At 72.7% G+C, this 22,568-nt stretch carries 25 protein-coding genes and 1 tRNA gene; 20 read left to right on the forward strand and 6 right to left on the reverse strand.

Features of this window, described 5'->3' with window-relative positions; all coding sequences use genetic code 11:
- Positions 1 to 138: 138 nt before the first annotated feature.
- Positions 139 to 1,452 (reverse strand): nicotinate phosphoribosyltransferase, encoded by a 1,314-nt coding sequence (locus K353_RS10790; RefSeq protein WP_111553363.1) that lies wholly within the window; start codon positions 1,450 to 1,452, stop codon positions 139 to 141.
- Positions 1,453 to 1,594: 142 nt separating this feature from the next.
- Here K353_RS10790 and clpS point away from each other — a divergent pair, with 142 nt between their 5' ends.
- The 9 genes from clpS (at position 1,595) to K353_RS10830 (ending at position 7,616) form a co-directional block, all read left to right on the forward strand.
- Positions 1,595 to 1,888, forward strand: a complete 294-nt coding sequence (gene clpS, locus K353_RS10795) for an ATP-dependent Clp protease adapter ClpS (protein ID WP_199528063.1) — start codon at positions 1,595 to 1,597, stop codon at positions 1,886 to 1,888.
- Between the two features lie 42 nt (positions 1,889 to 1,930).
- A complete protein-coding gene (locus tag K353_RS10800; protein WP_111553364.1) occupies positions 1,931 to 2,503 on the forward strand; it encodes a DUF2017 domain-containing protein in 573 nt (190 codons plus the stop codon).
- A gap of 224 nt (positions 2,504 to 2,727) precedes the next feature.
- Positions 2,728 to 4,170: an amino acid permease gene (locus K353_RS10805; RefSeq protein ID WP_111553365.1), complete on the forward strand. Its 1,443-nt coding sequence runs from the start codon at positions 2,728 to 2,730 to the stop codon at positions 4,168 to 4,170.
- Between the two features lie 20 nt (positions 4,171 to 4,190).
- Entirely contained in the window at positions 4,191 to 4,622 is a 432-nt protein-coding gene (locus K353_RS10810) for a Mov34/MPN/PAD-1 family protein (protein WP_100838111.1), read from the forward strand.
- A gap of 162 nt (positions 4,623 to 4,784) precedes the next feature.
- The gene (locus tag K353_RS37155) at positions 4,785 to 4,898 is read left to right on the forward strand and encodes a putative leader peptide (RefSeq protein ID WP_318552237.1); all 114 of its coding nucleotides are present in this window, start codon (positions 4,785 to 4,787) and stop codon (positions 4,896 to 4,898) included.
- 132 nt (positions 4,899 to 5,030) lie between these two features.
- Positions 5,031 to 5,309, forward strand: coding sequence for a MoaD/ThiS family protein (locus tag K353_RS10815; RefSeq protein ID WP_111553366.1), 279 nt, complete (start codon positions 5,031 to 5,033; stop codon positions 5,307 to 5,309).
- Complete coding sequence (locus K353_RS10820; protein WP_111553367.1) at positions 5,309 to 6,277, forward strand: PLP-dependent cysteine synthase family protein; 969 nt, start codon at positions 5,309 to 5,311, stop codon at positions 6,275 to 6,277. Before K353_RS10815 ends, K353_RS10820 begins: the two co-directional genes overlap by 1 nt.
- Before the next feature lie 216 nt (positions 6,278 to 6,493).
- Positions 6,494 to 6,682 carry a MarR family transcriptional regulator gene (locus K353_RS10825; RefSeq protein ID WP_100838114.1) on the forward strand — a complete coding sequence of 63 codons (189 nt, stop codon included), beginning with the start codon at positions 6,494 to 6,496 and terminating at the stop codon, positions 6,680 to 6,682.
- Positions 6,683 to 6,863: 181 nt separating this feature from the next.
- The gene (locus K353_RS10830) at positions 6,864 to 7,616 is read left to right on the forward strand and encodes an MBL fold metallo-hydrolase (protein ID WP_111553368.1); all 753 of its coding nucleotides are present in this window, start codon (positions 6,864 to 6,866) and stop codon (positions 7,614 to 7,616) included.
- Here K353_RS10830 and K353_RS10835 read toward each other — a convergent pair.
- A complete protein-coding gene (locus K353_RS10835; protein WP_111553369.1) occupies positions 7,604 to 8,521 on the reverse strand; it encodes a branched-chain amino acid transaminase in 918 nt (305 codons plus the stop codon). The genes K353_RS10830 and K353_RS10835 overlap by 13 nt on opposite strands.
- Before the next feature lie 240 nt (positions 8,522 to 8,761).
- Between K353_RS10835 and K353_RS10840 the strand changes: the two genes are divergently transcribed.
- A complete protein-coding gene (locus tag K353_RS10840; RefSeq protein WP_111553370.1) occupies positions 8,762 to 9,709 on the forward strand; it encodes a helix-turn-helix transcriptional regulator in 948 nt (315 codons plus the stop codon).
- Positions 9,710 to 9,786: 77 nt separating this feature from the next.
- Here K353_RS10840 and K353_RS10845 read toward each other — a convergent pair whose 3' ends face one another.
- Together K353_RS10845 and K353_RS10850 are read right to left on the reverse strand one after the other, a co-directional pair.
- Positions 9,787 to 11,040 carry a PTS transporter subunit EIIC gene (locus K353_RS10845; protein WP_111553371.1) on the reverse strand — a complete coding sequence of 418 codons (1,254 nt, stop codon included), beginning with the start codon at positions 11,038 to 11,040 and terminating at the stop codon, positions 9,787 to 9,789.
- Between the two features lie 233 nt (positions 11,041 to 11,273).
- The gene (locus tag K353_RS10850) at positions 11,274 to 12,566 is read right to left on the reverse strand and encodes a PTS transporter subunit EIIC (protein ID WP_111553372.1); all 1,293 of its coding nucleotides are present in this window, start codon (positions 12,564 to 12,566) and stop codon (positions 11,274 to 11,276) included.
- 370 nt (positions 12,567 to 12,936) lie between these two features.
- Here K353_RS10850 and K353_RS10855 point away from each other — a divergent pair, with 370 nt between their 5' ends.
- The 4 genes from K353_RS10855 (at position 12,937) to rdgB (ending at position 15,172) form a co-directional block, all read left to right on the forward strand.
- The gene (locus tag K353_RS10855; protein ID WP_014135942.1) at positions 12,937 to 13,170 is read left to right on the forward strand and encodes a glucose PTS transporter subunit EIIB; all 234 of its coding nucleotides are present in this window, start codon (positions 12,937 to 12,939) and stop codon (positions 13,168 to 13,170) included.
- Positions 13,171 to 13,293: 123 nt separating this feature from the next.
- Entirely contained in the window at positions 13,294 to 14,019 is a 726-nt protein-coding gene (gene rph / locus K353_RS10860) for a ribonuclease PH (protein ID WP_111553373.1), read from the forward strand.
- 88 nt (positions 14,020 to 14,107) lie between these two features.
- Positions 14,108 to 14,536, forward strand: a complete 429-nt coding sequence (locus K353_RS10865) for a hypothetical protein (protein ID WP_111553374.1) — start codon at positions 14,108 to 14,110, stop codon at positions 14,534 to 14,536.
- A 30-nt stretch (positions 14,537 to 14,566) separates the two neighbouring features.
- Positions 14,567 to 15,172 carry an RdgB/HAM1 family non-canonical purine NTP pyrophosphatase gene (rdgB, locus tag K353_RS10870; RefSeq protein ID WP_111553375.1) on the forward strand — a complete coding sequence of 202 codons (606 nt, stop codon included), beginning with the start codon at positions 14,567 to 14,569 and terminating at the stop codon, positions 15,170 to 15,172.
- A 69-nt stretch (positions 15,173 to 15,241) separates the two neighbouring features.
- On the opposite strand, the gene K353_RS10875 is transcribed toward rdgB, so the two are convergent.
- Positions 15,242 to 15,325, reverse strand: a tRNA-Leu gene (locus K353_RS10875).
- Between the two features lie 513 nt (positions 15,326 to 15,838).
- Here K353_RS10875 and K353_RS10880 point away from each other — a divergent pair.
- Positions 15,839 to 18,244 carry a chitinase C-terminal domain-containing protein gene (locus tag K353_RS10880; RefSeq protein WP_233533511.1) on the forward strand — a complete coding sequence of 802 codons (2,406 nt, stop codon included), beginning with the start codon at positions 15,839 to 15,841 and terminating at the stop codon, positions 18,242 to 18,244.
- An 80-nt stretch (positions 18,245 to 18,324) separates the two neighbouring features.
- Here K353_RS10880 and bcp read toward each other — a convergent pair whose 3' ends face one another.
- On the reverse strand, positions 18,325 to 18,798 hold the full coding sequence (gene bcp / locus K353_RS10885) for a thioredoxin-dependent thiol peroxidase (protein ID WP_111553376.1): 474 nt from the start codon (positions 18,796 to 18,798) through the stop codon (positions 18,325 to 18,327).
- Between the two features lie 142 nt (positions 18,799 to 18,940).
- Between bcp and K353_RS10890 the strand changes: the two genes are divergently transcribed.
- The 5 genes from K353_RS10890 to K353_RS10910 all read left to right on the forward strand — a co-directional run bounded on the left by K353_RS10890 (position 18,941) and on the right by K353_RS10910 (position 22,507).
- Positions 18,941 to 19,291 carry a DUF3618 domain-containing protein gene (locus K353_RS10890; RefSeq protein ID WP_370447587.1) on the forward strand — a complete coding sequence of 117 codons (351 nt, stop codon included), beginning with the start codon at positions 18,941 to 18,943 and terminating at the stop codon, positions 19,289 to 19,291.
- A gap of 174 nt (positions 19,292 to 19,465) precedes the next feature.
- Positions 19,466 to 19,768 carry a co-chaperone GroES gene (locus tag K353_RS10895; RefSeq protein WP_051732111.1) on the forward strand — a complete coding sequence of 101 codons (303 nt, stop codon included), beginning with the start codon at positions 19,466 to 19,468 and terminating at the stop codon, positions 19,766 to 19,768.
- Positions 19,769 to 19,892: 124 nt separating this feature from the next.
- Positions 19,893 to 20,699, forward strand: a complete 807-nt coding sequence (locus K353_RS10900) for an ABC-2 family transporter protein (protein WP_199528064.1) — start codon at positions 19,893 to 19,895, stop codon at positions 20,697 to 20,699.
- A complete protein-coding gene (locus K353_RS10905; RefSeq protein ID WP_233533499.1) occupies positions 20,692 to 21,525 on the forward strand; it encodes an ABC transporter permease in 834 nt (277 codons plus the stop codon). The genes K353_RS10900 and K353_RS10905 overlap by 8 nt, the downstream gene beginning before the upstream one ends.
- A 13-nt stretch (positions 21,526 to 21,538) precedes the next feature.
- Positions 21,539 to 22,507, forward strand: a complete 969-nt coding sequence (locus K353_RS10910) for an ATP-binding cassette domain-containing protein (RefSeq protein WP_111553377.1) — start codon at positions 21,539 to 21,541, stop codon at positions 22,505 to 22,507.
- The last annotated feature ends 61 nt before the right edge of the window (positions 22,508 to 22,568 follow it).

The raw sequence follows: 22,568 nt of genomic DNA on the forward strand, positions 1-22,568 counted from the left end.
GCGGGCGCGAAAGGGCCGGGGTGCCGCCGGGGCGCCGCTGCGGGATCGCTGCGGGGCAAAGCCGGGCAAAGCCGCGTCCGCGCCCGCCCCCCTCGCGTCCGAGCGTGCCCCGCCCCGCCCGGGTCCGCGTCCAGCGGTTCAGTCGGCCTGCCGCTCGGTGGTGAGCACCGGCTCACCGCGGGAGAGCTGGGTCGCCGACAGCGGCAGCGCGGCGCGGGCCCGGCGGTGGCGGTCCCGGGCGGCGTCCAGCGGCTCCCGGCCGACCACCTCGCCGTCGGTGATCAGCGGGACGTGCAGCAGGTGCGGCTCCAGCTCGGCCGGGACGGGGCCGGTGCCGACCACCTCGGCCTCGGCGACGCCGTCCCGGTCGGGGCGGCGGGCGGCCCACTTGCGGCCGCCGACGCTGGTCTTGCCGCCGGCCGAGCGCTTGGCGACCGGGACGAGCTCGCCGCCGGGCACCGACTCGCGGGCGACCAGCTTGTAGACCATCGCGCAGGTCGGGTGGCCGCTGCCGGTGACCAGGCTGGTGCCGACGCCGTAGCCGTCGACCGGGGCGGCGGCGAGCGCGGCGATGGCGCACTCGTCCAGGTCGGAGGTGACGATGATCTTCGTGGCGGTGGCGCCGAGCTCGTCGAGCTGGCGGCGCACCCGGTGGGCGAGCAGGGTCAGGTCGCCGGAGTCGATCCGGACGGCGCCCAGCTGCGGGCCCGCCACCTCGACGGCGGTGCGGACCGCCTCGCCGAGGTCGTAGGTGTCCACCAGCAGGGTGGTGTCGCGGCCCATCGAGTCGATCTGCGCGGTGAAGGCGTCCCGCTCGCTGTCGTGCAGCAGGGTGAAGGCGTGCGCGGCGGTGCCGGTGGTCGGGATGCCGTAGGTGAAGCCCGCCTCCAGGTCGGAGGTGGCGGAGAAGCCCGCCAGGTAGGCGGCCCGGGCGGCGGCCACCGCGGACTGCTCGTGGGCCCGCCGGGCGCCCATCTCGATCACCGGGCGGTCGCCCGCGGCGGCGGTCATCCGGGAGGCGGCGGCGGCGATCGCCGAGTCGTGGTTGAGGATCGACAGGATCACCGTCTCCAGGATCACCGCCTCGGCGAAGCTGCCCTCGACGGTGAGCAGCGGCGAGCCGGGGAAGTACGCCTCGCCCTCGGGGTAGCCGTGCACGCTGCCGGTGAAGCGGTAGTCGGCGAGGAATCGCAGGGTCTCGTCGTCGACGACCCGCTGGTCGGCCAGCCAGTCGAGCTGCGGGGCGGTGAAGCGGAAGTCCTCGATGGCGTCCAGCACCCGGCCGGTGCCGGCCAGCACGCCGTAGCGGCGGCCGGACGGGAGGCGGCGGGTGAAGACCTCGAAGACCGAGCGGCGGTGGGCGGCACCGCTGCGCAGCGCGGCCTGCAGCATGGTCAGTTCGTAGCGGTCGGTGAGCAGCGCGGAGCTGCGGTGCGCGGTGATGGCGTCCATGGGGATGATGCTACTACCACTTAGCGTCAAAGTGACGATTTCTCTTCCGGTCCCCGTGTCGGGCCACCCTGATTCGCTCCCGGGTCCCTCGGATGGAAGCATGGGCCGGGGGGAAGCCGAGGTCGACGAGGAGAGACGGACTGTGAGTGTCGCGCCGGTGGAGGTCGAGCGCCCGGAGACGGAGGGGGTTCCGGTCACGGAGCCGGACACGCCCTGGGTGACCATCGTCCACAACGACCCGGTCAACCTGATGAGCTACGTCCAGTACGTCTTCCAGAGCTACTTCGGCTACCCGAAGGACAAGGCCCACCAGCTCATGATGGACGTGCACCACAAGGGGCGGGCGGTGGTCTCCAGCGGCACCCGCGAGGAGATGGAACGCGACGTGCAGGCGATGCACGGCTACGGCCTGTGGGCCACCCTGCAGCACGACTGACGGCCCGTCACCCACCATCCACGAGGGACTGATTCGACACCCATGGCCGGTTTGTTCGAGAGTGCGGGCGACGGTGGCGCGGCGATCGCGCTGGACGAGTTCGAGGCGTCCATCCTGCGCTCGCTGGAAGTGCAGATGCTGGAGCTGATCGGGCCGCCGCCCGGCGGCGGCGGCGACCCGCTGGCCGCGCTGTTCGCGGAGGGCCCCAGCGAGGCCCCCGAGGACCCGGCGCTGCTGCGGCTGTTCCCCGACGGGTACGGCGGGCCGGGCGCGCCCGAGGACCCGCGGACCGCCGAGCGGGCCGCCGAGTTCCGCCGCTACACCGAGCTGGACCTGCGGGCCCGCAAGCGCGACGACGCGCTGGCGGTGGTCCGGGCGCTGGACGGGCTGGGCGGCGCGGGCGGGGTGCTGGAGGTCGAGCCGGACGACTTCCCGCGCTGGCTGGGCGCGCTGAACGACCTGCGGCTGACCCTGGGCGCCCGGCTGGAGGTCTCCGAGGAGGAGGACGAGGGCCTGTACCGGCTGCCCGACTCCGACCCGCGCAAGCCGCTGGTGATCGCCTACCTGTGGCTGGGCGCGATGCAGGAGAGCCTGCTGGAGGCGATGACGGGCTGACGGGACCCGCCCGACCCCCGGCCGTCCCCGTCCAGGCCGCCGCTCGCGCTCCCGTCCGCGCCCCCCATTTGGCCCCTCTCCTTTCGTTCAGATTGTCCGATTGCTCAGCTAAAGCTCAGATATGAGGCGTTCCGGGGTCCCGCCGTGGTTCACTGCTGCCTCCCCGGGATAGACGGGGCCCGTCGGCCGGCCGGTCGGCGCGGACCGGGAGGCGAGGCGGGCGGATGACGCAGCAGGTGACGGACGAGGCGGCCGGGTCCGCCCCCGACGAGGAGGGCTACCAGCGGGGGCTGGGCACCCGGCAGATCCAGATGATCGCCATCGGCGGCGCGATCGGCACCGGCCTGTTCCTCGGCGCCGGCACCGCGATCTCCAAGGCCGGGCCCAGCCTGCTGCTGAGCTACGCGGTGGCCGGCGTGGTGATCTTCGTGATCATGCGGGCGCTCGGCGAACTGCTCACCTACCGCCCGGTGGCCGGCAGCTTCGCCGAGTACGCCCGGGAGTTCCTCGGCCCGTTCGCGGGCTTCGTCACCGGTTGGACGTACTGGCTGTTCTGGGTGGTCACCGGCATGGCCGAGACCACCGCCGCCGCCGTCTACGTCCGCTTCTGGGCGCCCGACATCCCGCAGTGGACCACCGCGCTGGCCTTCCTGCTGGTGCTGTACGCCGCCAACCTGATCTCGGTGAAGCTGTTCGGCGAGATCGAGTTCTGGTTCTCGATGGTCAAGGTCACCGCGATCCTCGGGATGATCCTGATCGGCGTCGGCGTGCTCACCCTCGGCTTCTCGGACGCCGGTGACACCGCCTCGGTCACCCACCTGTGGCAGGACGGCGGCTTCTTCCCCAAGGGCGTCGGCGCCACCGTGATGACCCTGCAGATCGTCATGTTCGCCTACCTGGGCGTGGAACTGGTCGGCGTCACCGCGGGCGAGAGCGAGAACCCGGAGAAGACCCTGCCGCGGGCCATCAACACCCTGCCGCTGCGGATCGCGCTGTTCTACATCGGCGCGCTGCTGGTCATCCTGTCGCTGGTGCCGTGGACCGAGTTCCAGCCCGGCGTCAGCCCGTTCGTCGCCGCCTTCGGCAGGATCGGCATCCCGGCGGCGGCCGGGATCATCAACTTCGTGGTGCTCACCGCCGCGCTCTCCTCCTGCAACTCCGGGATGTACTCCACCGGCCGGATGCTGCGCGACCTGGCCCTGCGCCGGCAGGCCCCCGGGCGGCTCACCCGGCTCAACGGCCACCGCACCCCCGCCGCCGCGATCACCGTCTCCTGCCTGCTGATGGGCGTCGGCGTGGTGCTCAACTACCTCGTCCCGGAGCGGGCGTTCCAGTACATCACCTCGATCGCCACCGTCTGCGGCCTGTGGACCTGGGGCGTCATCCTGGCCAGCCAGATCCGCTACCGCACCGCCTGGAAGGCCGGCCGGCTGCCCGCCCCGACCTTCCGCGCCCCCGGCGGCAACTGGAGCCGCTGGCTGTCGCTGGCCTTCCTGGTCCTGGTCGCCGTCCTGATCGCTTTCGACCCCGACGCCCGGATCTCGCTGTACGTCTTCCCCGGCTGGGCGATCTGCCTCGCGGTCGGCTACGCGGTACTGCGCCGCCGCGACCCGGCCGCCCTGCGCGCCGACCCGCACGCCCACCTCCGGGCCGGGGACGGCGACTGACCCGTCGCTATCCTGGCCGCATGCTGACCATCACCCGAGAACTGCGCGACCGGATCGTCGCCCACGCCCGCGCCGACCACCCGGACGAGGCGTGCGGCGTGATCGCCGGACCGGCCGGCACCGGGCGTCCCGAGCGGTTCATCCCGATGCTCAACGCGGCCCGCTCGCCCACCTTCTACGAGTTCGACTCCGGCGACCTGCTCAAGCTCTACCGCGAGATGGACGACCTCGACGAGGAGCCGGTGGTGATCTACCACTCGCACACCGCCACCGAGGCGTACCCCTCCCGCACCGACGTGAGCTACGCCTCCGAGCCGTTCGCCCACTACGTGCTGGTCTCCACCGCCGAGGGCACCGGCGAGCAGGACCCCTACCAGTTCCGCTCGTTCCGCATCGTGGACGGTGTGATCACGGAGGAAGACGTCGAGGTGGTCGAGGCCCACCAGGGCTGAGCGACCACCGACCCGGCCCGGGCCGGGAGCGGCCCGAACCGTTCCCGGTCCGGGCCGCCCGCGCGCGGCGGACTGGCCCGCTTTCCCACCCCTCGGAACGCCGCCGACCGGATGCCGAGACAAGCATGTCAAAGCGGGGGCGGGAATCTATACGATGAGTCCATGCGTTCCGTCGATGTGAGCAATCAGGCCCCAGGCACCCGCCTCGTGGCGCGCCTGCACGTCGACCTGTGCCGGCTCGCCAGCGCGATCTGTCCCGGCACCGCCGCGCACTGACCGGCGGCACCGACCGGCGAGCCACCGACCGGCGAGCCCCAGACAGCACCCGCCCCGCGCGCCGGGGCCCCTTCCCCTGCCGCGCCCCGCCCGGCCCGGCAACCCGAACTCACCCTCCACAGGAGCGCAGCCATGGCCATCGAGGTCCGCATCCCGACCATCCTCCGCACCTACACCGACGGCGCCAAGGCCGTCGACGGCAACGGCGCCGACCTCGGGGAGCTCTTCACCGACCTCGACTCCCGCCACCCCGGCATCGCCGCCCGGCTGCTGGACGGCGGCGAGCTGCGCCGCTTCGTCAACGTCTACCTGAACGACGAGGACGTCCGCTTCCTGGACGGCGTCTCCACCGCGCTCACCGACGGCGACAGCGTCACCATCCTCCCGGCCGTGGCCGGCGGTATGAAGTAATGCGCTACGACAGCCCGATCGAGGCCATCGGCAACACGCCACTGGTGCGGTTGCCGCGGCTCTCGGCCGGGATCCCCGGGAACGAGGACGGCCGGGTCACGCTCTGGGCCAAGCTGGAGGACCGCAACCCGACCGGCTCGATCAAGGACCGCCCGGCGCTGCGCATGATCGAGCGGGCCGAGGCCGAGGGCCGGCTCACCCCCGGCTGCACCGTCCTGGAGCCCACCAGCGGCAACACCGGCATCTCGCTCGCCATGGCGGCCAGGCTCAAGGGCTACCGGATGGTCTGCGTGATGCCGGAGAACACCAGCGAGGAGCGCCGCGAGCTGCTCCGGATGTGGGGCGCGGAGATCATCTCCTCGCCCGCCGCCGGCGGCTCCAACACCGCGGTGCGGATCGCCAAGGAGATCGCCGCCGAGCACCCCGACTGGGTGATGCTCTACCAGTACGGCAACCCGGACAACGCCGGCGCGCACTACGCCACCACCGGCCCGGAGATCCTCGCCGACCTGCCCACCGTCACCCACTTCGTGGCGGGCCTGGGCACCACCGGCACCCTGATGGGCGTCGGCCGCTACCTGCGCGAGAAGGTCCCGGGCGTGCAGATCGTCGCCGCCGAGCCGCGCTACGACGACCTGGTCTACGGCCTGCGCAACCTGGACGAGGGCTTCGTCCCCGAGCTGTACGACGCCGCGGTGCTCACCACCCGCTTCTCGGTCGGCTCGGCCGACGCCGTCACCCGCACCCGCGAACTGCTCCAGCAGGAGGGCGTCTTCGCGGGCGTCTCCACCGGCGCAGTCGCGCACGCCGCGATCGGCGTGGCCCGCAAGGCCGCCAAGGCCGGCGAGCGGGCCGACGTGGTGTTCGTGGTCGCCGACGGCGGCTGGAAGTACCTGTCCACCGGCATCTACACCGCCGAGACCACCGAGGCGGCGGTCGAGGCGCTGCAGGGCCAGCTCTGGGCCTGAGCCCCGCGGCAGAACCACGGCGCGGCACCCCGTCGAGGGGGCCGCGCCGTCCGCTCGTCCGATCATCGGCCCGCTGTGACATCCGGGTATTTGTCCGTTCCGGGTGACCGCTCCGTCACGGAACGGTCACCGCGCCGGTCGCGCCCCGGCCGCCGGAGTCCGCCGCGCCAGGCTGGCGGCGCACCACTGGTACGCCGTCACCCGGAGGTGGGCGCGATGCCCGGCCGAGAGCTCTGGTCCTACGTCGAGATCGCCCGGCACATCAACGTGCGGGTCGAGACCGTCCGCAACTACAAGCGGCACGGGCTGCTGCCCGAACCCGACCGGGTGGACGCCGCGGGGCATCCCCGCTGGTACCCGGAGACCATCCGCGGCTGGGCGCTGGCCCGCCCGGGACGCCGCTGAACCGGGCCCCGCCCCGTCCTGGTGATTCCGCCCACAGCCCGGCACGGGAGAGGGGGCAAAGTGCCGCCCGGCCCTTACCCTCGACAGTCGAAGCACCGACGGAGTCGAAGAACCCCGCCCCGCCCGACCGGCGGCGCGGACGGCCGCGGACGATGGCCCGACGGGGCGGGAAGGGCTCGGCATGAAACTGACCGTGGTGGGGTGCTCGGGGAGCTTCCCGTCCGTGGACTCCCCGTGCTCCAGCTACCTGGTGGAGCACGACGGCTACCGCCTCGTCGTCGACCTCGGCAACGGCGCGCTCGGCGCCCTGCAGAAGTACGCCGGCCTCTACGACGTGGACGCCGTCCTGCTCAGCCACCTGCACGCCGACCACTGCGTCGACCTGTGCGCCTACTGGGTCGCCCGCAACTACCGGGTCGAGGGCTGCCCCGACCCGCTGCCGGTGCACGGCCCGGCCGGCACCGCCGAACGCCTGGCCCGCGCCTACGACATGCCGGAGAAGCCCGGCATGACCGAGGTCTTCGACTTCCGCGACCTCGCCGACGGCGCCCGGCTGGCCCTCGGCCCGTTCACCGTCACCGCCGCCCGGGTCAACCACCTCGACTGCGAGGCGTACGGCTTCCGGATCGAGGCCGGCGGCCGCAGCCTGGTCTACTCCGGCGACACCGGCGTCTGCCCCGCCCTGGTCGAACTCGCCCGCGGCGCCGACCTGTTCCTGTGCGAGGCGGCCTACACGGACGGCAAGGAGACCTTCGACTCCATCCACCTCAACGGCACCCAGGCCGGCGAGCACGCCGCCGAGGCCGCCGCCGCCCGCCTGGTCCTCACCCACATCCCGCCGTGGACCGACGCCGAACGCAACCGCCGCGACGCCGCCGCCGCCTTCCCCGGCCCGGTCGAACTCGCCCGCGCCGGAGCCGTCTACGAGCTGTGAACCGGCGTCAGCCAGTGCCGGTAGCGGGGGTCCGCGCCGCTCACCGCGCCCCGGTACGCCTCGGCCAGGCGCTTGGTCAACTCTCCTTCGGCGGACGGTAGTTCGCGGTTGTCCAGGGAGGCCACCGGGACGACGCCGGCCGCCGTGCCGGAGAGGAAGACCTCGTCGGCCGCGTACAGGTCCGAGCGCAGCAGGTTCTCCACCCGGACCTCCACGCCCAGGTCCCGGGCCAGGGTCAGCAGGGTGTCCTGGGTGACGCCCTCCAGGGCGCCCGCGCTGGCGGGGGTGGTGCGCAGGACGCCGCCGCGGACCGCGAAGACGTTCTCCGAGCTGCACTCGCTGACCGTGCCGTCCGGGGCCAGCAGCAGCGCCTCGTCGAAGCCCGCGTCGGTGGCCTCCCGCCGGGCCAGCGCCGAGTTCAGGTACGGGCCGGTGGCCTTCGCCGCCGGGGGGACGGTGTTGGGGTCGGTGCGCCGCCAGCTGCTGGTCATCAGCCGCAGTCCGCGCCCCGCCGGCAGGTAGGCGGGCCACTCCCAGGAGGCGATCGACACGCTGGTGGGGGAGTGCCGCATGTCCAGGCCCATCGAGCCGTAGCCCAGGAAGGCCAGGTGCCGCAGGTAGCAGGAGCGGTGGCCGTTGGCCGCCACCAGCGCCACCGTCGCCGCCGCCAACTCCTCCCGGCTGTACGGGAGTTCGATGCGCAGCATGTGCGCGCTGCGCTCCAGCCGGGCCAGGTGCTCGGCCAGCCGGAACACCGCGGGCCCGTCGGCCGTCTCGAACACCCGGGTGCCCTCCAGCACCCCGGTGCCGTAGTGCAGGGCGTGGGTCAGGACGTGGACGCGGGCCTCCTGCCAGGGCACCAGCGCGCCGTCGAACCAGATCACGGAAGACTCGGGAATCGCCATGCCGCCCATCCTGGAGACCCCGGCCCGCCCGGCGAAGGCCCCCGGCCCCGCCGGATCAGGCCATGGCCGCCACCGGAGCGCCCGTCTCGGATGCCGGGACCACCCCTCGGGCGCCGACCCGCTCCCGGCCGCCCCACCACCGCGCCGTCCGCCCGCCCCGCCGCCCGCCCGCCCGCGGGGCCGTCTCGCATGCTGAAAACCGCGCTCTGTCCCCCGCCCGTGGCCCTAGGCTCCCGGAGGGTGGAGACCAGCACCGCCCTGTACGCCCGCCTGCTCGCCGACCCCGGCCTGCCGCTGGACTCCCTGCGCGAGGAAATCGGCTGCGAGGAAAGCGAGTTCGAGCAGGCGCTGGGCGAGCTGCACGGCCTCGGGCTGCTCCAGCGGACATCGGCGACCACCAGCGGGATGGCCGCCGTCTCGATCGACACCGCCGTCCGCCAACTGCTGGCCGACTCCGACCGCCGCTTCACCGCGCTGCTCGGCGAGGCCCGCCGCACCCGCGAGCGGGTCGAGCACCTGCACGCCCGCTACCTGCCGCTGCACACCGGCACCGCCCACGAGCTGGTCCGCGGCGCCGACCGGGTGGCCGCCCTGCTGGAGGACGCCGCCCGGGCCGCCCGCACCGAGGCGCTGTCGCTGCGGCCCGGCCAGGACCAGTCGGAGAGCGGCCTGGCCGAGAAGCTCGCCCGCGAGCGGATCGCGCTGGCCCACCGGGTCGCGCTGCGCACCATCTACCCGGCCGCCGCGCTGCACCAGGGCGCGGTCCTCGCCCACGTCCAGGCGCTGACCGCGGCCGGCGCGCGGATCCGGGTCGCGCACACCCTGCCGCTGTGGCTGATCGTGGTCGACGCGGGCCTCGCCGTGCTGCCCGCGCCGGGGGAGCCGCCGGGCAGCGCCGCGGTGGTGGTCCGCGACCCGGCGGTGGTCAGCGTGGTGCGCGAGCTGTTCGAGCACTTCTGGGCGGCCAGCTGGGTCCCGCCGGAGCTGCTCGGCCGCACCGCCCCGGACGACCGCCACCGCGAGGTGCTGCGGCTGCTCGCGGCCGGGCTCACCGACCAGGCGATCGGCCGCAAGCTGGAGGTGTCCGACCGCACGGTGCGCCGCCTGGTCGCCGACCTCACCGCGGCGCTGGGCGCGCAGTCGCGCTTCCAGGCGGGCGTGCACGCGGCCCGGCTGGGGTGGATCTGACGGGACCGCCCGGGCCCGAAACCGCTCGGGCCGAAACCGCCCGGGCCCGAAACCGCCCGGTCCGAAACCGCCCGGGGCTACCCGTCCTCGAAGCCGTCGTCGTCCTCGCGTCCCGGGGTCTTCAGGTCGAAGCGCAGGATGACGAACCGGAAGAGGGCGTAGTAGACCACCGCGAAGCACAGGCCGATCGGGATGACCAGCCAGGGCTCGGTGGCCAGGTTCCAGTTCAGGACGTAGTCGATGACGCCCGCGGAGAAGGTGAAGCCGTGGTGCACGCCCAGGCCCCAGGTGAGCGCCATGGACAGGCCGGTGAGCACGGCGTGCAGGACGTACAGGGCGGGGGCGATGAACAGGAAGGCGAACTCGATCGGCTCGGTGATGCCGGTGACGAAGGAGGTGAGGGCCAGCGAGAACATCATGCCGAGCACGGCGCGGCGGCGTTCGGGGCGGGCGCAGTGGGCGATGGCGAGGGCGGCGGCGGGCAGGCCGAACATCATGATCGGGAAGAAGCCGGACATGAACTGGCCGGCCGCCGGGTCGTGCTGGAAGAAGCGGGTCTGGTCGCCGTGGAACTCCTGGGTGCCGACGGTGTAGTGCCCGGCCTGCTGCCAGAAGAAGGTGTTGGCCAGCTGGTGCAGGCCGAACGGCAGCAGGGCCCGGTTGATCAGGCCGAACAGGCCGGCGCCGAGCGCGCCGAGGCCGATCGCCCAGGTGCTGAAGCGGTCGACGACGGCGCCGATCGGGCCCCAGCACAGGCCGAAGAAGACGCCCAGGGCGGTGCCGACGAAGGCCATCACGATCGGGACCAGGCGGCGGCCGTTGAAGAAGCCCAGCCAGTCGACCAGGCGGGTGCGGTGCAGCCGCTGCCAGAGGATCGCGGAGAGCAGGCCGACCACCACGCCGCCGAGCACGCCGGGGTCCTGGTAGGTGGCGGCGACGTCCCGGCCGGGCAGCACCTGGTAGGCGGTCTTGGGGAAGGCGGTGAGCACCTGGTGGTACGTCAGGAAGCCGACCAGGGCGGCCAGCGCGGTGGAGCCGTCGGCCTTCCGGGCGTAGCCGATGGCGATGCCCACGCAGAACAGCAGCGGCATCCAGTCGAAGACGGCGTGGCCGGAGGCGGAGAACACCTCGGCGACCCTGGTCCAGCCCAGGCCCTGGTCACCGAAGACGTCCTCCTGGCCGAGCCGCAGCAGGATGCCGGCGGCGGGCAGCACGGCGATCGGGAGCTGGAGGCTGCGGCCGATCTTCTGGAGCGCCGCGAAGACCCGGGAGCGCCGCTCCCGGCCGCCGGACGCCGCCGCGGGCAGGGGGTTCTGCGCGGTGGTACTCATAGCGGCGGTTCCTCACGGCAGCGCGATCCTGGTCTAGACCACTTGTGGCCTCCTCCAGCTTTCTAGCACGCGCCGAACAGCGACCGGAACCCTCTTAAGGTTCGCCGGGGACAAGCGCCGCTGAATCGAAACCTTCGAACGGTTGACGCCGGGTCAGCCTACGTCCCGGCAGCACGGCGCCCCCGGCCGGGAGGGGTCTCCCGGCCGGGGGCGCGCGGTGTGCCGACCGGAGGTCAGGCCTTGGTCACGTCGTCGATCTCGTCGTCGTCCTCGCGACCCGGGGTCTTGAGGTTGAACTTGACGATGACGAACCGGAAGACCGCGTAGTAGACCACCGCGAAGCACAGGCCGATCGGGATGATCAGCCAGGGTTTGGTGGCCAGGTTCCAGTTGAGCAGGTAGTCGATCAGTCCGGCCGAGAAGCTGAAGCCGTCGTGGACGCCGAGCGCCCAGGTGACGGCCATCGAGACGCCGGTGAGCACCGCGTGGATGCCGTACAGCAGCGGGGCCACGTAGGCGAAGGAGTACTCGATGGGCTCGGTGACGCCGGTGACGAAGGAGGTCAGCGCGACCGAGGTCATCAGGCCGTAGATCTCCTTGCGCCGGTGCGGCTTGGCGCAGGCCGCGATGGCCATCGCGGCGGCCGGGAGCGCGAACATCATGATCGGGAAGAAGCCGGAGAGGAACTGGCCGGCGTCCGGGTCGCCGGCCAGGAAGCGGCCGATGTCGCCGGTGCCGGACTTGCCGGTGTCCGGGTTGGTGTAGGAGCCGAACTGGAACCAGACGAAGGTGTTCAGCAGTTGGTGCATGCCGATCAGCAGCAGGGCGCGGTTGGCGACGCCGAAGATGCCGGAGCCGACGGCGTCCAGGTCGGAGAGCCACTTGGAGAAGTCCTCCAGTCCGGAGCCGATCGGCTGCCAGATCCACACCATCAGCGAGCCGAGCAGCAGGCCGACCAGGGCGGTGATCATCGGGACCAGGCGGCGGCCGTTGAAGAAGCCCAGCCAGTCGACCAGCCTGACCCGGTGGTAGCGCACCCAGAGCCAGGCCGAGAAGAGGCCCATCAGGATGCCGCCGAGCACGCCGGGGTTCTGGAAGTCGGCCGACACCACCGTCTTGTCGGTGTAGTTGACGCAGATCGTGCCGTCGAGCGTCGAGCCGGTCGGGCAGTCCTTGGGGAAGGCGTGCAGGACGGCGTAGTAGACCAGGAAGCCGGCCACCGCGGCGAGCGCGGTGGAGCCGTCGGCCTTCTTGGCCATGCCGATCGCCACGCCGATGCAGAACAGCAGCGGCAGGCCGAGCGCCGGGTTGAGCAGCGCGCCGCCGGCGGCGCCGATCGCGGCGGAGACCTTGTTCCAGCCGAGGCCGTCCTTGCCGAAGATGTCGTCCTGGCCGAGACGGGTCAGCAGGCCGGCGGCGGGCAGGACGGCCACCGGCAGCTGGAGGCTGCGGCCCATCTTCTGCAGGCCGCCGTAGAAGGTGTGCCACCAGGTGGACTGGTTCGCTGTGGCGCCTGTCGAACTCATCGTCGGCCCTCCGCTGCCGTTCCCGCTGCCTCTGGGTTCATCCGTGCGTGGGGCCAGGAACACCTGCGGACCGTCCGGCGTTGTCCCGAGTACACCTAGAATTGGTGTAGACCATTTATGGGGCAGTGGCGGTTCGCGGGTTTCGAGAGCCCGATGACCGCCATCCTCCGGCGGCCCGGGGGGAGGCCGCGCGCGGAGGTAGTCCGAAAGTGGACTAACGTGGCATATCGGTCGGAATCGGGTGATGCTGGTCGCGTCGTCGGAAGGCGCGGCAGACTGATCCCGGGTCACCTCCGGCCGGCACCACCGCACACGCAGTACGGCACCCGGCGACCGACCGCCGAAGCGCCGAGACAGAGGGAGAAAGACCATGGCCAGCAAGGCTGAGAAGATCGTCGCCGGTCTCGGCGGAATCGAGAACATCGACGAGGTCGAGGGCTGCATCACCCGGCTGCGCACCGAGGTCCACGACGCCTCCAAGGTCGACGAGGCGGCGCTCAAGGCGGCCGGCGCGCACGGTGTGGTGAAGATGGGCACGGCCATCCAGGTCGTCATCGGCACCGACGCCGACCCGATCGCCGCCGAGATCGAGGACATGATGTGAGCTGAGCCTCCCCGCAGGCCCGCTCCACCCGCGGGGGCCCGCCCGCCGGAGACCACCGGCCGGCGGGCCCCCGCGCGTGCGCCCCCGCCGGGGCCGGGGCGCCGACCCGATACGCTCGTGCCCATGTCTCGCATCGACGGCCGCACCCCCGACCAGCTCCGCCCCGTCACCATCGAACGGAACTGGAGCAAGCACGCCGAAGGCTCCGTCCTGGTCTCCTACGGCGACACCAAGGTGCTGTGCACCGCCAGCGTCACCGAAGGCGTCCCGCGCTGGCGCAAGGGCAGCGGCGAGGGCTGGGTCACCGCCGAGTACGCCATGCTGCCCCGGGCCACCAACACCCGCGGCGACCGCGAGTCCGTCCGCGGCAAGATCGGCGGCCGCACCCACGAGATCAGCCGGCTGATCGGCCGCTCGCTGCGCGCCGTGGTCGACCACCGCGCGCTCGCCGAGAACACCGTCGTGCTTGACTGCGACGTCCTCCAGGCCGACGGCGGCACCCGCACCGCGGCGATCACCGGCGCCTACGTGGCCCTGGTCGACGCGGTCTCCTGGGCCCGGGAGAAGAAGCTGCTGCGCGCGAAGGGCCAGCCGATCACCGGCGGCGTCAGCGCGGTCAGCGTCGGCATCATCGACGGCGTCCCGATGCTCGACCTCCGGTACGAGGAGGACGTCCGGGCCGGCACCGACATGAACATCGTCTGCACCTCCGACGGCCGCTTCGTCGAGGTCCAGGGCACCGCCGAGGGCGCCCCGTTCGACCGCGACCTGCTCAACCAACTGCTCGACCTCGGCAGCCTGGGCTGCGCCGAGCTGGACGAGATCCAGCGCAAGGCGCTGGAGGCGTAGGGAACCGCGGGGGCTGAACGGCCGTCAGAGAGGGTGGGCGGGCCCGGGAGTGCTGTACAGGCACGCGGACCCGGCCTTACCGTTCGGGGTGAGCCCGCACACCCTCCTGGAGGACTCGCCGATGCAGCAGCCGCTGAGCATCAACCGCACCACCGCGCTCGCCGTCGCCGCCCTGGCGCTGGTCCTGCCGCTGAGCGCGGTGAGCTGCTCCGCCGCGGAGAAGGCGCTCAGCTGCGCCAACACCGCGGTGCAGGTCAGCACGCACGTCGCCCAGCTCGGCGCGGCGTTCGACCACGCCGACCAGGACCCGGCCGCCGCCGGGCAGGCGCTGCAGAACCTCAAGGGCGACGTGGACCGGCTCGGGCGCAACTCCAACGACGCCGACCTGGGCCGGGCGGTCACCGACCTGCGGACCCAGGTCGACAGCGTGCAGAAGGCGCTCGACGACAACCGGACGCCCGACCTCGGGCCGCTGGGCAGCGCGGCCGGGCGGGTCAGCACGGTGTGCACCGGCTGAGCACGGCAGGGGCGCACTAGGCTGGGGCCCATGACCAAGCGACTCGTTCTCGCCACCCGCAACCAGCACAAGCTCGCCGAACTGCGCGACATCCTCGGCGCGGCCGGGCTGGAGGTCGAGCTGGTCGGGGCCGACGCCTTCCCCGAGGTGCCGGACGTGCGCGAGACCGGGGTGACCTTCGCCGAGAACGCGCTGCTCAAGGCGCACGCGCTGGCGGGGGCGACCGGGCTGCCGGCCGTCGCGGACGACTCCGGGCTGTGCGTGGACGTGCTGGGCGGGGCGCCCGGGATCTTCTCCGCCCGCTGGGCCGGGCGGCACGGCGACGACAAGGCCAACCTGGACCTGCTGCTGGCCCAGCTCGGCGACATCGCCGCGGAGCACCGGGCCGCCTCCTTCGCCTGCGCCGCCGCGCTCGCGCTGCCGGACGGCACCGAGCGGGTGGTCGAGGGCCGGCTGCACGGCACCCTGCGCACCGAGCCGGCCGGGGCGGGCGGCTTCGGCTACGACCCGGTCCTCCAGCCGCTCGGCGAGAGCCGGACGTGCGCCGAGCTGAGCGCCGAGGAGAAGAACGCGATCAGCCACCGCGGACAGGCGTTCCGCTCGCTGGCGCCAGTGGTCGCCGAACTGCTCGGCTGAGGACGCCGGACGCGCGAAGAGGCCCGCCCCGGCTCCCCGGGGCGGGCCTCTGGGCGTGCTCGACGCCGGTGCGGCCTGAGGGACTCGAACCCTCACGAGATTGCTCTCACGGGCACCTAAAACCCGGGCGTCTGCCAATTCCGCCAAGACCGCCGATACCTGATGCCCGCCATGCTACTGGCCCGTCGCGCGGGCGTGCACCACCCCGTGGAGCCGCGACGGCACCGGCCGGTGGGCCGGTGGCGCCCCGCAGGCGGGCGCGGCGCGCGGCCCGTGCGCCGCGGCCAGGGGCCCCGGCGGCGTCCCCGCCCGCCCGCCGGAGGCCGGCGACGGCGCCGGAACCCTTGCCGACGCGACGGCCGGGAGCGTGAAGCGGCGTCAGTTCCCCCTGGTCAGGGCCGGATCGTCCGCGTCCGGGCGGTCCGGCGCTTCATATCAAGTTGGTACAGACCTGTTGACGGGGATGGTCCAGACCTTTTAGGTTCGGCGGAACTTCCCCCACAGGTGCGCGGCTTCCCTCGGCCGCGCGCACGACACTCTCTCCAGGAGGACCGAGTGTTGATCCGCACCAAGGTGGAGCAGCGTCCCACCGCTGCCGGCCGCCACTCCAAGGGCCGCCGGGCGGCCTTCGCCACCACCGCGGCCGCCGGCCTGGCGGGCCTGCTGATGAGCACGCTCGGCGTGGCCCCGTCCGCCGCCGCCGTCGACAACCAGGCGTGCCGTCCCGACGGCATGTACACCACGCCCGGGGTCGACGTCCCCTACTGCAACGTCTACGACACCGGCGGGCGCGAGCAGATGGGCGCCGACCACCAGCGCCGCGTCATCGGCTACTTCACCAGCTGGCGCACCGGCAAGGACGGCACGCCCGCCTACCTGGTGAACAACATCCCCTGGGACAAGGTCACCCACCTCAACTACGCGTTCGCGCACGTGGCGTCCGACAACACGCTGTCGGTCGGCACGGACAACGCGAACAACGCCTCCACCGGGATCACCTTCCCCGGCGTTGCGGGCGCGGAGATGGACCCGGCGTACGCGTACAAGGGCCACTTCAACCTGCTCAGCAAGTTCAAGAAGCAGTACCCGAACGTCAAGACCATGATCTCGGTGGGCGGTTGGGCCGAGACCGGCGGCTACTTCGACGACTCGGGCCAGCGGGTCAACTCCGGCGGCTTCTACTCGATGACCACCAACGCGGACGGGTCGGTCAACCAGGCCGGCATCAACACCTTCGCGGACTCGGCCGTCGGCTTCATCAAGAAGTACGGCTTCAACGGCGTCGACCTCGACTACGAGTACCCGACCTCGATGAAGGACGCGGGCAACCCGCTCGACTACTCGCTCTCCAACGCCAAGCGCGCCTCCCTGATGAAGGGCTACGCGGCGCTGCTGAAGACCATGCGCGAGAAGCTCGACCGGGCCTCCGCCGCCGACGGCAAGTACTACCTGCTGTCGGTCGCCGCCCCGTCCTCGGGCTACCTGCTGCGCGGCATGGAGACCTTCCAGGTCACCCAGTACCTGGACTACGTCAACATCATGTCGTACGACCTGCACGGCGCCTGGAACAAGTACGTCGGCCCGAACGCCGCGCTGTACGACGACGGCAAGGACGCCGAGCTGGCGGCCGCCAACGTGTACGGCACCTCGCAGTACGGCGGCATCGGCTACCTGAACACCGACTGGGCCGTGCACTACTTCCGCGGCGCGATGCCGGCCGGCCGGATCAACCTCGGCGTGCCGTACTACACCCGCGGCTTCCAGAACGTGCAGGGCGGCACCAACGGCCTGTGGGGCACCTCCTCCACCACCACCTGCCCGGCCGGCTCCGGCCTGACCACCTGCGGTGACGGCGCCGTCGGCGTCGACAACATCTGGCACGACCTGGACGACAACGGCAAGGAGTCGCCCGCCGGCTCCAACCCGATGTGGCACGCCAAGAACCTGGAGGCCGGCGTCCTGCCGGACTACCTCGCCAAGTACGGCGTGAGCGACACCTCGCTCAAGGGCACCTACGCCCGCAACTACAGCTCGTCGCTGGTCGCCCCGTGGCTGTGGAACGCCGACAAGAAGGTCTTCCTCTCCACCGAGGACGACCAGTCGATCGGCGCCAAGGCCGACTACGTGGTCAACCAGGGCGTCGGCGGCGCGATGATCTGGGAGCTGGCCGGCGACTACAAGTGGGACGCCACCGCCAACGGCGGCAAGGGCGAGTACGTCCAGGGCTCCACGCTGACCTCGCTGCTGTACGACAAGTTCAAGTCGGCCCCGGCGTACGGCGCGACCCGCTCCACCATCGCGCTGCCGCAGCAGACCCTGCCGATCGACGTGTCCTTCACCGACTTCGCGCTGGGCGACAACAACTACCCGATCAACCCGAAGATCCACATCGTCAACAACTCGACCACCACCCTGCCGGGCGGCACCGAGTTCCAGTTCGACTACTCGGTCTCCGCGCCCGCCAACGCCGCCGACCAGTCCGGCTTCGGCTCCAAGGTGATCCGGGCCGACCACACCGGCAGCAACGTCGGCGGCCTGAAGGGCACCTACAACCGGGTCTCGCTGAAGCTGCCGACCTGGCAGACCCTGGCGCCCGGCGCCTCGGTGGACGTCGCCTTCGTCTACTACCTGCCGGTCTCCACCCCCGCCAACTGGACCGTGAACGTCGGCGGCACGCTGTACGGCATCACCGGCGACTTCACCCGCGGCACCGCCGCGGGCACCGCCTCGCCGTCCCCGTCGACCTCGGCGTCCGCGTCGCCCTCGCAGTCGGCCTCGCCGTCCGCGTCGGCCTCCGCCTCGCCCTCGAAGTCGGCGTCCCCGTCGGCCAGCGCCTCCGCGTCGCCCTCGAAGTCGGCCTCGCCGTCGGCCAGCGCCTCGCAGTCGGCGTCCCCGTCGGCCAGCACCGGGACCTGCTCGGGCGCGCCGAGCTGGAGCGCGGGCGCCGTCTACGCCACCGTCACCAAGGTGTCGTGGAAGGGCCACTACTACCAGAACAAGTGGTGGACCACGAACGAGGACCCCGCGCTGAGCGGCGCCTGGGGCGTCTGGACGGACCTCGGGGCCTGCTGAGCCCGGCCCCGGGCCCATGAACGGCGGTGGCGGTCGACCCGGTCGGGGGGTCGGCCGCCACCGCTGCGCCGTTCAGGAGCTCACCGGCCGACCTCCAGGTCCTTGAGCAGCTTGGCGACGTGGCCGGTGGCCCGGACGTTGTACAGCGCCCGCTCCACCCTGCCCTCCTCGTCCACCACGACCGTGGAGCGGATCACGCCCCGGTAGGTGCGGCCGTAGTTCACCTTCTCGCCGTACGCGCCGTACGCCTCCAGCACCCGGTGCTCCGGGTCGGACAGCAGGGTCACCTTCAGCTGCTCGGTCTCGCGGAACTTCCCGAGCTTCTCCGGCCGATCCGGCGAGACGCCGATCACGTCGTAGCCGGCGCCCGCGAACACCTCCAGGTTGTCGGTGAAGTCGCAGGCCTGCTTGGTGCATCCCGGGGTAAGCGCCTGGGGGTAGAAGTAGACGATCACCTTCCGGCCCAGGTGGTCGGCCAGCGACACCTCCTTCCCGTCGGCGTCGGGCAGGGTGAAGGCGGGGGCGGTGTCGCCGGGCTGCAGGCGCTCGCTCACGGTCGGGGCTCTCCTCGGGAGTGGACGGGTGGTCGTGCTGCGGGATCAACCTACTCCCGTTGGTGGGTGGCGCTGCGCGCGTGCGGCGGCGAGCTGACAGACTGTCGACGGAGAAGAAGCACCTAGCGGTAACAGAGATGGGGTGGCCCCAGTGGCAGCGAGCGGCAAGGACACGTCGGCACCGCGTACGACGGCCCAGATCGAGGCGGACATCGCCGGGACGAGGGACCGGCTCGCCGTGACCCTCGACGAGCTCGCCATGCGCGTCCACCCGGCCACCGTCGCCGCGCAGGCCAAGGCCAAGGTCCGGGCCTCGGTCGAGCAGAAGGCCGGGCAGGCGTACGTGGCCGCGAGCGGCGCCGTCGAGCAGGTGAAGTCGAAGTTCGTCGACGAGGACGGGCGGCTGCGGACGGAGCGGGTGGTGCCGGCCGCGCTGGTCGGCGTCGGCGTGGTGCTGCTGATCGCCTCGGCGCGGCGGCGGCGCAAGGGCTGACCGCAGCCCGCCGCGGGGCCCCGGGCCGGTGCCCGGGGCCCCGCCGTTTCCGGGGTCCGGTACGGTCGGGGCGTGAGCGAGAACGACACGCAGAACACGGCCGCGGCCGACCGGGACGAACCGCACGACCGGCACGGGCGGCACGACCGGCTCGGCGAGAAGCTGCCGATCCGGATGCTGCACGACCGGGTGCTGGTGCGGACCGAGACCGGCGAGGGCGAGCGCCGCTCCACCGGCGGCATCCTGATCCCGGCGACCGCCGAGCTGTCGCGGCGCTGCGCGTGGGCCGAGGCGGTGGCCGTCGGCCAGAGCGTCCGGTCCGTCGAGCCCGGCGACCGGGTGCTGTACGACCCGGAGGACAAGCTGGAGGTCGAGGTCCGCGGGGCGACGTACGTGCTGCTGCGCGAGCGCGACCTGCACGCGGTGGCGGCCGGGCGGTTCGGCGACCTGGAGGGCTCGACCGGGCTGTACCTGTAGCGGCCGGGCCTGTAGCGGCCGTGCCGGCCGGGCCGGACCCGGAACAAACGGGGTGCGGGACGGCCGGTACCGGGCGTAGCGTGGTGGGCCGTCCGGGTACCGGAATCGTCGGCGAGGGGGCACCGTGGTCGGCGCGCTCTACTGGTCGGTGGCCCGGGGCGCGTTCCGGCGCTACTCCACGTACCGGGCGGCGACGGTCGCGGGGACGGTCACCAACAGCGTGTTCGGGATCATCCTGGCGTACACCGTGCTCGCGCTCTGGCGGGCCCGGCCCGGGCTGGGCGGCTACGACGCCGCGCAGGCGGTCACCTACATCTGGATCAGCCAGGCCCTGCTGGCGACGGTCGCGGTCTGGGGCGGCGGCTTCCAGGACGAGCTCCAGGCGCGCTTCCGCAGCGGCGACATCGCGGTCGACCTGTACCGGCCGGTGGACTTCCAGGGCTGGTGGCTGGCCACCGACCTGGGGCGGGCCGCGTTCCAACTGGTCACCAGGGGCGCGCTGCCGGTGCTGGTGGGCGCCGCGCTGTTCGACCTGGCGCTGCCGCGCAGCCCGCTGGTGTGGGCCGAGTTCCTGCTGGCGGTGGCGCTGGCGGTGCTGGTCAGCTTCGGGCTGCGCTTCCTGGCCTCGCTGACCGGGTTCTGGCTGCACGAGTCCGAGGGGGTGCGGGCCGCGATGACCGTGGTGTCGATGTTCTTCTCCGGGATGCTGCTCCCCCTGGCCCTCTTCCCGGGCCTGCTGGGCGAGTCGGCCCGGGCGCTGCCGTTCTCGGCGATGGTGCAGCTGCCCGCCGACGTGCTGCTGCGGCGGCGCACCGGCACCGGCCTGCTGAGCCTGTACGGGTTCCAACTGGCCTGGGCCGCCGCGCTGCTGGCCCTCGGCCGGGTCGGGCAGGCGCTGGCGGTGCGCCGGGTGGTGGTGCAGGGTGGTTGAGCCGGAGGGCCCGGTGGCCCGGGCCGGCTGGGCGGTGCGCTCCTGGTGGCTGATCGCCGGGATGTGGATCCGCTCCACCATGGCCTACCGGGCCTCGTTCGTGCTCAGCCTGGTCGCCAACGCCCTGATCACCTTCCTGGACTTCACCGTCCTGCTGCTGATGTTCGGCCACACCCGGCAGCTGGCCGGGTGGACGCTGCCGGAGACCGCCTTCCTGTACGCCACCTCCTCGATCGCGCTCGGCGCGGCCAACGTCCTGGTCGGCTCGGTCAGCGGGCTGGGCGAGCGGGTGCGGGCCGGCAGCCTGGACACCATGCTGGTCCGGCCCGCCCCCGCGCTGGCCCAACTCGCCGCCGAGCGCTTCTCGCTGCGCCGCCTGGGCCGGCTGCTCCAGGCCCTGGCCGTGCTCGGCTGGTCGCTCACCGCGCTGGACGTGCACTGGACCTGGGACCGGGTGCTGATGGTGCCCGCGCTGCTGCTCTGCGGCACGCTGATCTTCTGCGCGCTGTTCGTCGGCTGCTCCTGCGTGCAGTTCTGGTGGGGCGAGGCCGCCGAACTGCAGAACTCGGTGACGTACGGCGGGGCCACCCTGCTCCAGTACCCGCCCACCGTGTTCGCCCGGGAGGTCGTCGCGGGCACCGTGTTCGGCGTCCCGCTGGCCTTCGTCAACTGGCTGCCCGCCCTGCACGTCCTGGGCCGCCCCGACCCGCTCGGCCTGCCGGCCGGCTTCCGGTTCGCCGCGCCGCTGGCCGCCGCGCTCTGCCTGCTGGCGGCCGGCCTGGCCTGGCGGGCCGGGCTGCGCGCCTACCGCTCCACCGGAAGCTGACGGAAGGGGAACCATGGCGATGATCGAGGTCGAGGACGTCCGGCGGAGCTTCACCGTCCGCACCGGCGAAGGGCGCTGGCGCCGCGGCAGGCGCGAGGTGCGGGCCGTCGACGGGCTGACGTTCAGCGTCGACGAGGGCGAGTGCGTCGGCTACATCGGCCCGAACGGCGCCGGGAAGTCCACCACTGTCAAGATGCTCACCGGCATCCTGGTGCCCACCGGCGGACGGCTGCGGGTGGCCGGCGTCGACCCGGCCGCCCGCCGCTCCGAACTCGCCCGCCGGATCGGCGTGGTGTTCGGCCAGCGCACCACCCTGTGGTGGGACCTGCCGCTGCGCGACAGCTACGAACTGGCCCGGCGGATCTACCGCGTCCCCGACGCCAGGTACCGGGCCAACCTCGACCGCTGCGTCGAACTGCTCGACCTGGCCGCCCTGCTGGACACCCCCGTCCGGCAGCTCTCGCTCGGCCAGCGGATGCGCGGCGACCTCGCCGCCGCCCTGCTGCACGACCCCGGCGTGCTCTACCTCGACGAGCCCACCATCGGGCTCGACGTGGTCAGCAAGGCCAAGGTCCGCGCGTTCCTGCGCGAGACCAACCGGGAGCGGCGCACCACCGTGCTGCTCACCACCCACGACCTGACCGACATCGAGCAGCTGTGCGGCCGGGTGATGGTGATCGACCACGGCCGCCTCGTCCTGGACGGCCCGCTGGAGCGGCTGCACGAGATCGGCGGCAGCGAACGCACCCTGGTGGTCGACCTGGCCGGGGCGCACCCGCCGATCGAGCTGCCCGGCGTCCGGGTGGTCAAGGCCGAGGGCCCGCGCCAGTGGCTGGCCTTCCCGGCCCGGCAGAGCGCCGCGCCGATCGTCGCCGCCGTCGCCGAGCGCTACCCGCTGGTCGACCTGTCGCTGCGGGAGCCCGCGATCGAGGACGTGATCGCCCGGATCTACGCTGGGAGCGCCGCCGCGCCGGTGGCCTGAAGCCGCCGCGCCGGTGGCCCGAACCCCCTCACCCGTTCGGGTGGCGAAGGTGACCAGTCGG

It is taken from the genome of Kitasatospora sp. SolWspMP-SS2h (genome assembly GCF_003259315.1).
GTDB classification, from domain to species: domain Bacteria; phylum Actinomycetota; class Actinomycetes; order Streptomycetales; family Streptomycetaceae; genus Kitasatospora; species Kitasatospora fiedleri.

Coding starts and splice junctions, on each gene's coding strand:
- K353_RS10835 (WP_111553369.1), bottom strand. CDS start 8,521: ATGGCGATTCCCGAGTCTTCCGTGATCTGGTTCGACGGCGCGCTGGTG.
- K353_RS10790 (WP_111553363.1), bottom strand. CDS start 1,452: ATGGACGCCATCACCGCGCACCGCAGCTCCGCGCTGCTCACCGACCGC.
- rph (WP_111553373.1), top strand. CDS start 13,294: ATGTCTCGCATCGACGGCCGCACCCCCGACCAGCTCCGCCCCGTCACC.
- K353_RS10830 (WP_111553368.1), top strand. CDS start 6,864: ATGAAACTGACCGTGGTGGGGTGCTCGGGGAGCTTCCCGTCCGTGGAC.
- K353_RS10810 (WP_100838111.1), top strand. CDS start 4,191: ATGCTGACCATCACCCGAGAACTGCGCGACCGGATCGTCGCCCACGCC.
- K353_RS10845 (WP_111553371.1), bottom strand. CDS start 11,040: ATGAGTACCACCGCGCAGAACCCCCTGCCCGCGGCGGCGTCCGGCGGC.
- K353_RS10855 (WP_014135942.1), top strand. CDS start 12,937: ATGGCCAGCAAGGCTGAGAAGATCGTCGCCGGTCTCGGCGGAATCGAG.
- K353_RS10825 (WP_100838114.1), top strand. CDS start 6,494: ATGCCCGGCCGAGAGCTCTGGTCCTACGTCGAGATCGCCCGGCACATC.
- K353_RS10880 (WP_233533511.1), top strand. CDS start 15,839: ATGAGCACGCTCGGCGTGGCCCCGTCCGCCGCCGCCGTCGACAACCAG.
- K353_RS10815 (WP_111553366.1), top strand. CDS start 5,031: ATGGCCATCGAGGTCCGCATCCCGACCATCCTCCGCACCTACACCGAC.
- rdgB (WP_111553375.1), top strand. CDS start 14,567: ATGACCAAGCGACTCGTTCTCGCCACCCGCAACCAGCACAAGCTCGCC.
- K353_RS10895 (WP_051732111.1), top strand. CDS start 19,466: ATGCTGCACGACCGGGTGCTGGTGCGGACCGAGACCGGCGAGGGCGAG.
- K353_RS10800 (WP_111553364.1), top strand. CDS start 1,931: ATGGCCGGTTTGTTCGAGAGTGCGGGCGACGGTGGCGCGGCGATCGCG.
- K353_RS10910 (WP_111553377.1), top strand. CDS start 21,539: ATGGCGATGATCGAGGTCGAGGACGTCCGGCGGAGCTTCACCGTCCGC.
- K353_RS10805 (WP_111553365.1), top strand. CDS start 2,728: ATGACGCAGCAGGTGACGGACGAGGCGGCCGGGTCCGCCCCCGACGAG.
- K353_RS37155 (WP_318552237.1), top strand. CDS start 4,785: ATGCGTTCCGTCGATGTGAGCAATCAGGCCCCAGGCACCCGCCTCGTG.
- K353_RS10820 (WP_111553367.1), top strand. CDS start 5,309: ATGCGCTACGACAGCCCGATCGAGGCCATCGGCAACACGCCACTGGTG.
- K353_RS10850 (WP_111553372.1), bottom strand. CDS start 12,566: ATGAGTTCGACAGGCGCCACAGCGAACCAGTCCACCTGGTGGCACACC.